Origin of the sequence: Lysinibacillus pakistanensis (assembly GCF_030123245.1) — a bacterium.
Taxonomy (GTDB): Bacteria; Bacillota; Bacilli; order Bacillales_A; family Planococcaceae; genus Lysinibacillus; species Lysinibacillus pakistanensis.
In genome coordinates this window covers 5,238,960-5,249,694 of record NZ_CP126101.1, presented here as the reverse complement: position 1 = coordinate 5,249,694, position 10,735 = coordinate 5,238,960, and the positions used below count along the sequence as shown (strand labels likewise).

Annotated in this window: 10 protein-coding genes; all 10 read left to right on the top strand. The window is 36.8% G+C overall.

The window, feature by feature from the left end; translation table 11 throughout:
- Nucleotides 1-646 precede the first annotated feature (646 nt).
- The 10 genes from rpmH (at nt 647) to QNH24_RS26130 (ending at nt 10,673) form a co-directional block, all read left to right on the top strand.
- Nucleotides 647-781: a 50S ribosomal protein L34 gene (gene rpmH / locus QNH24_RS26175; RefSeq protein WP_004233310.1), complete on the top strand. Its 135-nt coding sequence runs from the start codon at nt 647-649 to the stop codon at nt 779-781.
- 100 nt (nt 782-881) lie between these two features.
- The gene (gene rnpA, locus QNH24_RS26170; RefSeq protein WP_283870209.1) at nt 882-1,226 is read left to right on the top strand and encodes a ribonuclease P protein component; all 345 of its coding nucleotides are present in this window, start codon (nt 882-884) and stop codon (nt 1,224-1,226) included.
- 296 nt (nt 1,227-1,522) lie between these two features.
- Complete coding sequence (yidC, locus tag QNH24_RS26165; RefSeq protein ID WP_283870208.1) at nt 1,523-2,293, top strand: membrane protein insertase YidC; 771 nt, start codon at nt 1,523-1,525, stop codon at nt 2,291-2,293.
- Nucleotides 2,290-3,090, top strand: coding sequence for an RNA-binding cell elongation regulator Jag/EloR (gene jag, locus QNH24_RS26160; protein ID WP_283870207.1), 801 nt, complete (start codon nt 2,290-2,292; stop codon nt 3,088-3,090). Before yidC ends, jag begins: the two co-directional genes overlap by 4 nt.
- 200 nt (nt 3,091-3,290) lie before the next feature.
- Nucleotides 3,291-4,676 carry a tRNA uridine-5-carboxymethylaminomethyl(34) synthesis GTPase MnmE gene (mnmE, locus tag QNH24_RS26155; protein WP_283870206.1) on the top strand — a complete coding sequence of 462 codons (1,386 nt, stop codon included), beginning with the start codon at nt 3,291-3,293 and terminating at the stop codon, nt 4,674-4,676.
- Between the two features lie 28 nt (nt 4,677-4,704).
- Nucleotides 4,705-6,597: a tRNA uridine-5-carboxymethylaminomethyl(34) synthesis enzyme MnmG gene (gene mnmG / locus QNH24_RS26150; protein WP_283870205.1), complete on the top strand. Its 1,893-nt coding sequence runs from the start codon at nt 4,705-4,707 to the stop codon at nt 6,595-6,597.
- A gap of 118 nt (nt 6,598-6,715) precedes the next feature.
- Nucleotides 6,716-7,432: a 16S rRNA (guanine(527)-N(7))-methyltransferase RsmG gene (rsmG, locus tag QNH24_RS26145; protein ID WP_283870204.1), complete on the top strand. Its 717-nt coding sequence runs from the start codon at nt 6,716-6,718 to the stop codon at nt 7,430-7,432.
- 179 nt (nt 7,433-7,611) lie between these two features.
- Nucleotides 7,612-8,511 (top strand): nucleoid occlusion protein, encoded by a 900-nt coding sequence (gene noc, locus QNH24_RS26140; RefSeq protein ID WP_283870203.1) that lies wholly within the window; start codon nt 7,612-7,614, stop codon nt 8,509-8,511.
- Nucleotides 8,512-9,070: 559 nt separating this feature from the next.
- Complete coding sequence (locus QNH24_RS26135) at nt 9,071-9,832, top strand: ParA family protein (protein WP_283870202.1); 762 nt, start codon at nt 9,071-9,073, stop codon at nt 9,830-9,832.
- On the top strand, nt 9,825-10,673 hold the full coding sequence (locus QNH24_RS26130) for a ParB/RepB/Spo0J family partition protein (RefSeq protein ID WP_283870201.1): 849 nt from the start codon (nt 9,825-9,827) through the stop codon (nt 10,671-10,673). Before QNH24_RS26135 ends, QNH24_RS26130 begins: the two co-directional genes overlap by 8 nt.
- Nucleotides 10,674-10,735: the final 62 nt, after the last annotated feature.

Here is a 10,735-nt window from a genome sequence, read left to right as displayed (position 1 = left end):
GCTGCTAATCTCCTTTACAGTTCAATACATTTACAACAAAAAAATAGTGCATTTATAAAAGGGAAAATACGTTCATTTTACACTTCATCCACAAACTAACAAGCTGTGGATAAAAGTTAACCAAAGGCTGTGATAAAAATTATCCACAGCATATCAACAGTTGTGGATAAAATAAAAGTCAATTTTAGTTTTCAACAAAGTGAAGCACAGTAATCGTATCAGAAAAACAAAGCTATTTCAATAGTTTACGAAACTTATCCACATACCATTCATTTATGCACTTATGAGTTGTCCACAGCCTCTGTTTATGTGAAAAAGCTGTAGATAAATGTTGTGGATAAAAAAACATGCAAAAAATACTATACACAACTCTGTGTAAAAAAAACAAGCCCCCTGTGGATAATTATTTTTATGTAAGAGGCAGATATAGGGTATGAAGACTAAAATAGCAAAGCTAACATATTGAGAAAGTCTCATTGAACAAAAAGCAGCAAATAAACTGGCGTAAAAATAGTAGATGCGAGATGTAAACTCGTTTGACGAAAGAAATTTGTGAAATTCATTGACAAAACAACTAGATGCTTTATATAATATTCAGGTCTGTATGTTGAAAAATTCAACTTTCATTCAGGAGGTGTCTATATAAATGAAACGTACTTACCAACCAAAAAAACGTAAGCACAGTAAAGTTCACGGTTTCCGCGCGCGTATGAGCACGAAAAACGGTCGTAAAGTTCTTGCTGCTCGTCGTCGTAAAGGAAGAAAAGTTTTATCAGCATAAAATAAGTCCACTGAGCCACATCAGTGGTCTTTTTTTTCTTTATTTTTAGTAAAGCTAGAAATGAGGATCAAAAGATATTATTTATTAGCAGGTGAAAGTAATGAAAAAACGCCAACGAGTAAAGAAGAATGAGGATTTTCAAAAGGTGTTTAAAAATGGTAAATCTTTCGCTAATCGTCAGTTTGTCGTTTATTTTCTGATGAAAGAGGGACAAACTGAATTTCGTATAGGTTTATCAGTAAGCAAGAAGCTTGGGAATGCAGTTACCCGCAACCAGATTAAACGCTATATTCGACAAAGTATTCATGAGTTAAAGGACGAGCTTAAGCCGAATATAGACTATGTTATTATCGCCAGACAACCGGCGGCCACTATGGATTTTCATGATGTGAAACAAAGTTTGCAGCATGTACTACGAATCGCAAAGGTATTGAAGAAAACGTAATACAGATGGTAACCAAAGTGGAAAAAGCGCCTTATTTTTTGAAGTATTTCTTTTGTAAAATAAAGCGGGAGAATACGCATAGGGGTATTTGATAATAAGGTTTCACAGCAATATATGAAGAATTAGTAACAGTACTTAAGTAAATAAGCGTATATTGTTAGAATATTTAGTAGAGTGAAACGTGATAGACATGATAAAATAACTGATAACTTTATTCAGCAAAAAACAAAAAAATGAATAGAGTAGCACGAATATAGATTTAGAAAAAGTGAATAGTATTTGTAGGGGGAAGAAGGTTGAAGAAACAACTTTGGGTAATTTTGTCGCTAGTAACAGTAGCATTACTGCTTTCTGGTTGTACAGAATTCAATGAACCAATTTCCAAAGATAGCACTGGCTTCTGGAATGAATTCATTGTTTGGCCGTTGGTATCAGCGATAAAATACTTTGCTGATCTGCTCGGTACGTATGCATTGGGAATTATTGCTGTAACGATTATCATTCGTTTAGCGATTCTACCATTGATGATTAAACAAACGAAGAGCTCTAAAAAGATGCAAGAAATTCAGCCAAAATTGAAGGAACTGCAAAAGAAGTATGCTTCTAAGGATGCACAAACACAGCAGCAATATCAGCAAGAAATGATGAAGCTAATGAGTGAGTCAGGTGTAAATCCAATTGCCGGATGTTTACCAGCAATCATTCAAATGCCAATTTTAATTGGTTTCTATCATGCGATTAGCCGTATGAATGCTACATCAACTTTTGATTTAGGGAATTTCTTTATCTTCCCATTAGCAGATCCTGCACCAGCTTTAGCAATTACTGCAGGTTTAATGCAATTTATTGTATTACGTACGGGTCCAGCGATGGACAACCCTCAAATGAAAATGATGATGTATATTATGCCATTTATGATTATTGCTTTCGGTATGGCATTACCAGCAGCATTACCGCTATACTGGATAATCGGTAATATTATCTCGATTATTCAAAACCTGTTTATTTATAAACCTTGGAATAAAGATAAAACACAACCTGCTCAAAATGGAGGGGCTAAAAAGTGAAACAACTTACGCAAATAGGCGCAACAACACAAGAAGCGATCTCATTAGCGTTACAGAAACTTGGCAAAACCCGTGAACAAGTAGATGTTGAAGTTTTACAAGAAGGTAAAAAAGGATTTTTAGGTTTTGGGGCACGTTCTGCACAGGTACGTGTGACAGTAAAGGAAGTACAGATTCCAATAGTTGAGACAGAAAAGGCTGAACAGCAAAATCTGACTCAATTGAACGAACAGATAATAGATGATGTTGAAACAATAAGTTCACAAGTTTCTGAACAACCAAGTGAAATCGAAGCAGTTCAACAAGTCAAAGAAGACCCTGAAGAGGAAGAAGCCTCAGTTAATCCTATTGATGAGGCAAAAGCCTACTTAGTAAATATTGCTAGGCAATTGGATATCCATGATCTTGACATTGAAACGACACGGGAAGGAAAATATGTATTATTTCAGCTAAAATGTGAGAAAGCTGCACTGCTTATAGGGAAGCGTGGACAAACATTAAATTCTCTACAGCAATTGACACAACTTGTATTAAATAAAAGTGCTAAGCAATTCTTAATGGTGAAATTAGATGTTGAAAACTATCGTGAACGTCGTCAAGAGGCGTTAGAGTTACTAGCAGACCGTATGGCAGATAAAGCGCTTCGCCTAAATCAACGTGTAGCATTTGAGCCGATGCAGTCATACGAAAGAAAAATTATTCATAATCAATTGGCAAATCGCCTTGATATTGAAACATACTCAGAAGGAACGGAGCCAAACCGTTATTTAGTAATTGAACCTGTAAAGAACGGTTAAACTTCGTAAAAAACATACAGACAAAACATGAGCCATTTTATCTTAACGATAAAATGGCTTTTTTTAATCACTATTGATTTATCCACAATTGGAAAATATCCTTACTTTAGATTTTGTTGAAAATATGTTAGTCTAAGGTGTTAGTAAGTTTTGGTCGGTTTTAATTATCCACATGTGGATAACGTTGAGGAGGTCATTAAATGGAGTTTGATACAATTGCTGCGATATCCACACCAATGGGTGAGGGAGCCATAGCCATCGTCCGTTTAAGTGGAGATGAAGCAGTGGCAATTGCAGATAAAATATTCAGATCGCCTGGTGGAAAAAGCTTAAAAACGAAGGCTTCACATACGATTCATTATGGGCATTTAGTCGATCCTAAAACAAATGAGGTAGTAGAGGAAGTAATGCTGTCATTAATGCGTGGACCAAAAACATTCACGCGTGAGGATGTAGTAGAAATCAATTGTCATGGTGGGCTAGTATCTGTAAATAGAGTATTGAAATTAGTGTTAACAAATGGAGCAAGACTAGCAGAGCCAGGTGAATTTACAAAACGAGCATTTTTAAATGGACGTATAGATTTATCACAAGCTGAAGCGGTAATGGATTTAATAAGAGCCAAGACAGACAGAGCGATGAATGTGGCTTTAGGTCAAATGGATGGAAAATTGTCGCGTTTAATAGGTGATTTACGTCAAGCATTACTAGAGACATTAGCACAAGTAGAAGTTAATATAGATTATCCTGAGTATGATGATGTAGAAGAGATGACAGTACCTGTATTGGTTGAAAAATGTACGTGGGTACGTAATGAAATTATGAAACTTCTGCAAACATCCTCTCAAGGGAAAATATTACGTGAAGGTTTATCTACTGTTATTTTAGGTCGCCCAAATGTCGGTAAGTCTTCTCTTTTAAATAGTTTAGTCCAAGAGAATAAGGCTATTGTGACAGATATTGCAGGGACAACTCGTGATATTATAGAAGAGTACGTCAATGTACGTGGAGTACCACTTCGTTTAGTGGATACAGCTGGAATTCGAGAAACAGAGGATATTGTAGAACGAATTGGAGTAGAACGCTCTCGTGAAGCTTTACGTGGAGCAGATTTAATATTGTTTGTATTAAATTATGCTGATGAACTGACTGCCGAGGATGAACGCCTATTCGAAACAATTGAGGCAATGGATTATATCGTTATTATCAATAAAACAGATTTACCACAGAAAATTGATATAGCTCGCGTAAAAGAGTTAGCAGGCAGTCATCGTATTGTGACAACGTCTCTTTTACAGGAGGAAGGTATCACTGAATTAGAGGAAGCAATTGCAGCGCTATTCTTTGAAGGACAAATCGAAGCGGGCGATTTAACATATGTTTCAAATGCAAGACACATTGCATTATTGCATCAAGCACAAGCAACGGTTGAGGATGCATTAGCTGCAGCCCAGGCAGGTGTACCTGTGGATATGGTGCAAATAGATGTAACAAGAACGTGGGAAATACTTGGTGAAATTATAGGTGACACTGTACAGGAAAGCCTTATAAATCAGCTATTTTCACAGTTCTGCTTAGGAAAATAAATTTACGAAAGAAAGGAAGATACGAGCTATGCCAACAAAATATGAGGCAGGCACGTTTGATGTTATCGTCATTGGCGCAGGTCATGCAGGCTCAGAAGCTGCTCACGCTGCTGCCAAAATGGGTGCTAACACACTGATGCTGACGATCAATTTAGATATGATTGCGTTTATGCCATGTAATCCATCAATAGGTGGTCCTGCAAAAGGTATTGTAGTACGAGAAATTGACGCTTTAGGCGGAGCTATGGGAAAAGTCATTGATAAAACCCATATTCAAATGCGTATGTTAAATACAGGGAAAGGCCCTGCAGTATGGGCTTTACGAGCACAGGCAGACAAAGTTTTATACCAACAAGAAATGAAACGTGTGTTGGAGGAAACTGCAAATTTAACTATCCATCAAGGAATGGTGGATGAACTAATTATTGAGGATGGGGAAGTAAAAGGTGTCATTACACAAATAGGCGCCGTTTATCGTGCTAATACAGTTGTTGTTACAACAGGAACATTCCTTCGTGGTGAGATCATTATTGGAGATGTTAAATATTCAAGTGGTCCTAATAACCAACAGCCTTCTATACGATTAGCCGATAATTTAAAAGAGCTTGGTTTTGATCTTGTTCGCTTTAAAACGGGAACTCCACCACGTGTGAACAGCCGTACAATTGATTACGACAAAACGGAAATTCAACCAGGAGATGATGTTCCACGTGCATTCAGCTTTGAAACGACTGAATTTATCATGGATCAGCTTCCTTGCTGGTTAACATATACAAGTCCTGAAACGCACGAAATTATTGAGGCGAACTTACATCTATCCCCGATGTACTCTGGGATGATTAAAGGAACGGGACCACGATATTGCCCATCTATTGAAGACAAGGTTGTTCGCTTTAATGACAAGCCACGCCATCAGATTTTCCTAGAGCCAGAAGGTCGCAACACACGTGAAGTCTATGTTCAAGGTTTATCAACAAGTTTACCTGAGCATGTACAATCCCGCTTACTAAAATCAATTCCTGGTTTAGAAAAGGCAGAAATGATGCGTGCTGGCTATGCCATTGAATATGATGCGATTGTGCCTACACAGTTATGGCCAACATTAGAAACAAAACGCATTAAAGGGCTATATACAGCTGGTCAAATTAACGGAACATCTGGTTATGAGGAAGCGGCTGCACAAGGCTTAATGGCAGGGATGAATGCTGCGGCAAACTCACTTGGAAAAGAAGAGCTCATTTTAAGTCGCTCAGATGCTTATATTGGTGTATTAATCGATGACCTTGTAACAAAAGGTACAAATGAACCGTATCGCTTACTAACATCTCGTGCTGAATACCGTTTACTACTTCGCCACGATAATGCTGATTTACGTTTAGTAGAGCTAGGGTATAAAATGGGTATGGTTGCAGAAGAGAGATATGCACAATTCAATGAGAAAAAAGAGCTGATTGAAAAAGAAATAGCACGTCTTCGTGAAATTATTATTAAACCAAATGAAGCTACACAGGCTGTTATTCGTTCAGTAGGCGGTAGTGAACTGAAAGATGGTATTCGTGGAGCGGATTTATTAAAACGCCCAGAGATGCATTATCAATTAATTTCTTCACTTATTCCTGCAGATGTTGAGTTTTCGGAAGAAGTAAAGGAACAAATCGAGATTCAGCTTAAATATGAAGGTTATATCGAAAAAGCATTGCAACAAGTGGAAAAGCTTCATAAAATGGAAACTAAAAAAATCCCGGATAATATTGATTATGATGCTATTTCAGGTTTAGCAACAGAGGCGCGTCAAAAATTAAAACAAGTTACACCACTTTCTATTGCACAGGCCTCTCGTATTTCTGGTGTGAATCCAGCTGATATTTCCATTCTACTTGTTTATATTGAACAAGGTAAAATCGCGAAAGTAAGTAGCTAATCATCAAGAACAGTAAAGTGAATAAGGGGCGGGCATACGTTTGTGCCCGCTTCCTATTTTTCAGGCTATTTAGCATAGCTTAGATACGCTTACTGGCCATATCTAAAGGAGACTTTACATGAACGAACAACAATTTATTGAGGCTTTAAAGAAAAAGGGGATAGAGCTCTCCGATCATCAAATCACTCAATTTAAAAAGTACTTTCAACTCCTTGTTGAGTGGAATGAAAAAATGAACCTAACGGCTATTACTGATTTAGAGGGTGTTTATTTAAAGCATTTTTATGATTCCATTAGTGCATCCTTCTATTTTGATTTTTCAACCGTGACAACAGTTTGTGATGTAGGAGCAGGGGCTGGTTTCCCAAGTATCCCAATTAAGATCTGCTACCCACATTTACACATCACTATTGTAGATTCTTTAAATAAAAGAATTACATTTTTAAATCATCTTAGTGATGAGTTGCAATTAGAGAATATGCATTTTGTACATGCTCGAGCAGAAGAGTTTGGTCAAAATCCAAAATATCGTGAGCAATTTGATATTGTAACAGCTCGTGCAGTAGCCCGATTAGCGGTATTATCAGAGCTATGTGTACCATTAGCAAAACAAGGTGGATATTTTGTTGCCTTAAAAGCAGCAGCAGGTGCAGAAGAATTAAAAGATGCTAAAAAAGCATTGACTACATTAGGCGTTTCATTAAAAGAAGAATTTTCTTTCCATTTACCAGTTGAAGAAAGTGACCGTATTTTATATATCTTTGATAAAATAAAAGGAACACCGAAAAAATATCCGCGTAAACCAGGTGTACCAAATAAAACACCAATTCAATAATTAGTGTTTCATGTGAAACTTCTCAAAGTAGAAAATATTTTTTCTATTTTGAGCATACATACTAGTTATGGATGGTTCACGCAAATGACATCTATGAACTATATACATTTTAGGAAATATAATAAATAATAATAGAATGACACAGAGCAAGATAGTTACTTAAAGGTGGTGCCACTTGGATGAAAAGTCCTTTTTCACGTTTTTTTGGAGGCGGAAGTAAAACAGAGCCTAGTGTGAAAAATGAAGTAGAACAAGCAGAGGCGGTTCATGCAGCAGAAGAAGTCATAAAATTGCCGATTGATCAAATTGTACCTAACCGTTTTCAGCCACGTACTATTTTTGATGATGAAAAAATTGAAGAATTATCAAGAACCATTCATACACATGGTGTGATTCAGCCAATTGTTGTACGTAAAACATCAGAAAATCAATATGAAATCATTGCTGGAGAACGTCGTTATCGAGCGATGAAAAAGCTACAATGGACAGAAGTCCCTGCTATTGTACGTAATTTAACTGATAAGGAAACAGCATCTATTGCATTAATAGAGAACTTACAGCGTGAGGAGTTAACGGCGATTGAAGAAGCTGTAGCCTATCAAAAATTATTAGAGCTTCATGAGCTAACACAGGAAGCTCTGGCCCAGCGACTTGGAAAAGGACAATCCACTGTAGCTAATAAATTACGTTTATTAAAGCTGCCTGATGAAGTGCAGCAAGCAATTTTGAAGCGTAAAATATCTGAACGACATGCACGTGCATTAATTGCAATTAAAGATCAACCATTACAACTAGAGATTTTACAACAGATAATTGAAAATGATTGGAATGTTCGTCAGCTAGAAGAGCACATCCATCTATTATTGCACCCAGAGACAGCAGATCAAGAAGAAGATGCACCAAAGAAGGCGAGACCAAAACGTAAGGCAATTAGTAAAGATGTCCGTATTGCATTGAATACGATTAAACAATCGCTATCAATGGTAACCAAAAGTGGGATAACGGTTAAGACCGAGGAAGAAGACACAGAGGAATATTATCAAATTACAGTGAAAATACCTAAAAAGAAAAAATCTTAGAGTTAATATTATTTTAGAAAAATAATCAATTTCGCCTTGGCGTAATTGCGTCTGGATTTTGAATTGTGCCCGCACAATTCATTCCTTTGAAAATCCGTGACATCCACCGGAGGCTTTAGGCCAACAGATGTTTTTTGTGCGAAAGCGGAGTGCTAACGGAGCGGCAGCAACATGATGTTGGTCACTCAGTCGTGTGTTGCTGTCGCTTCGCTTTCGCACAGATAAATTGCCACAGGATGTCGCGTTCTTAGACTAAGTTCCGCTATTTCAGTAGGTGTTTGGACATCCACTGAAAAGGAACCAACACCACTTTCATCTCACTACCTGTAGAGGTGGGAGTGTTCAGTTGAATGAAGCAAATTAACTTTTATCCCTCTGTTTAGAGGAGGCATTTCAGAAATTTATCTGAGATGCCTCCTTTTTTGTATATATTCTTAATATTTTATACAACTCTTTTCTGTTTTTTTGATAGAATGAGAATTAGATAGCGGTATGGAGTAGTGATTTTACAAATGATTTGTCAAAGTGAGCTTTGATAGATGAAAGCAGGTGCTTTTAAATGGGTAGAATTATAGCAATCGCCAATCAAAAGGGTGGCGTAGGTAAAACAACGACATCGGTCAATTTGAGCGCTTGTCTAGCATATTTAGGAAAGAAAGTGCTATTAATTGATGCTGATCCACAGGGCAATACAACGAGTGGATTAGGTGTCAATAAAGGAGAACTTCAAGGCTGTATTTATGATGTCTTAATTGATGATGAAAATGTTGAAAATGTCATTCAAGAAACAAATGTAGAAAACTTATCTATAGTTCCAGCAACGATTTCACTGGCTGGAGCGGAGATCGAATTAGTTTCAACTATATCAAGAGAAGTACGTTTAAAGCACGCACTTCAAAATGTGAAAGAAGCCTATGATTATATCATTATTGATTGTCCACCGTCTTTAGGGCTTTTAACTATTAATGCTTTAACGGCATCCGATGCATTAATTATTCCAGTTCAATGTGAATATTATGCATTAGAAGGGCTTAGTCAGCTATTGTCTACGGTTCGTTTAGTGCAGAAGCATTTAAATCAACAACTTTACATTGATGGTGTACTGTTAACGATGCTTGATGCACGAACAAACTTAGGCTTACAAGTAATTGATGAAGTAAAAAAATATTTCCAAGATAAAGTATATAGAACAATTATTCCTCGAAATGTGCGATTAAGTGAGGCTCCAAGTCATGGGCAGCCAATTATTATTTATGACGCAAAATCAAGAGGTGCAGAAGTTTATCTAGAGATGGCGAGGGAAGTGATTAAAAATGGCTAAAGGTTTAGGAAAAGGCATTGGTGCATTATTTCCTGGAGAGTCTTTAGAACAAAGTGGGCAAGTAGAAGAAATTCAATTAGAGTTAATCGTTGCAAATCCATTTCAGCCTCGTAAAATTTTTGATGAAGAAACGTTACAAGAATTAGCAGACTCTATACAGGAACATGGCATTCTACAGCCTATTGCAGTACGTAAAAAAGGGCGTAAATATGAAATTGTTGCTGGGGAACGTCGTTATCGTGCCGCTCAATTAGCAGATTTAGAGGTTATTCCGGCTATTATAAAAGAATTTACAGATGTACAAATGATGGAGCTAGCTATTTTAGAAAATTTACAACGTGAAGATTTAACAGTTATTGAAGAGGCTGAAGCTTACCAAAGTTTAATGGAAAACTTACATTTAACACAGGAGGAGTTATCCAAGCGATTAGGGAAGAGCAGACCACATATAGCCAACCATGTTCGTTTACTAGCACTACCAGAGGACGTTCGCACGTTAATGAACGATGGTACTCTATCAATGGGGCAGGGACGAGCATTACTAGGATTGAAAAATAAAAGAAGGATTCCTGAGGTTGCAAATAAGGTCATTAAACAAGGCTTAAATGTACGTCAGGTAGAAATGCTAGTACAAACAATAAATGAAGAAGTTTCACGTGAAACAATTCAGCCAAAGAAAAAGGATATATTTGTTGTAGCTAAGGAAACACAACTACGAGATTATTTTGGAACAAATGTCCAAATTAAGAAGGCTAATAATAAAGGGAAAATAGAAATTGAATTTTACTCTGAGGATGATTTAGAACGTATTTTAGAAATATTAAATTTACAAGATGAGTAATGCTAAATTTCTATAACTAAATCAGAGCGCCGAGCTATAAGGCGCTCTCTATTTTTCTAGAG

Coding starts and splice junctions, on each gene's coding strand:
- rpmH (WP_004233310.1), top strand. CDS start 647: ATGAAACGTACTTACCAACCAAAAAAACGTAAGCACAGTAAAGTTCAC.
- rnpA (WP_283870209.1), top strand. CDS start 882: ATGAAAAAACGCCAACGAGTAAAGAAGAATGAGGATTTTCAAAAGGTG.
- mnmE (WP_283870206.1), top strand. CDS start 3,291: ATGGAGTTTGATACAATTGCTGCGATATCCACACCAATGGGTGAGGGA.
- mnmG (WP_283870205.1), top strand. CDS start 4,705: ATGCCAACAAAATATGAGGCAGGCACGTTTGATGTTATCGTCATTGGC.
- rsmG (WP_283870204.1), top strand. CDS start 6,716: ATGAACGAACAACAATTTATTGAGGCTTTAAAGAAAAAGGGGATAGAG.
- noc (WP_283870203.1), top strand. CDS start 7,612: ATGAAAAGTCCTTTTTCACGTTTTTTTGGAGGCGGAAGTAAAACAGAG.
- QNH24_RS26135 (WP_283870202.1), top strand. CDS start 9,071: ATGGGTAGAATTATAGCAATCGCCAATCAAAAGGGTGGCGTAGGTAAA.
- QNH24_RS26130 (WP_283870201.1), top strand. CDS start 9,825: ATGGCTAAAGGTTTAGGAAAAGGCATTGGTGCATTATTTCCTGGAGAG.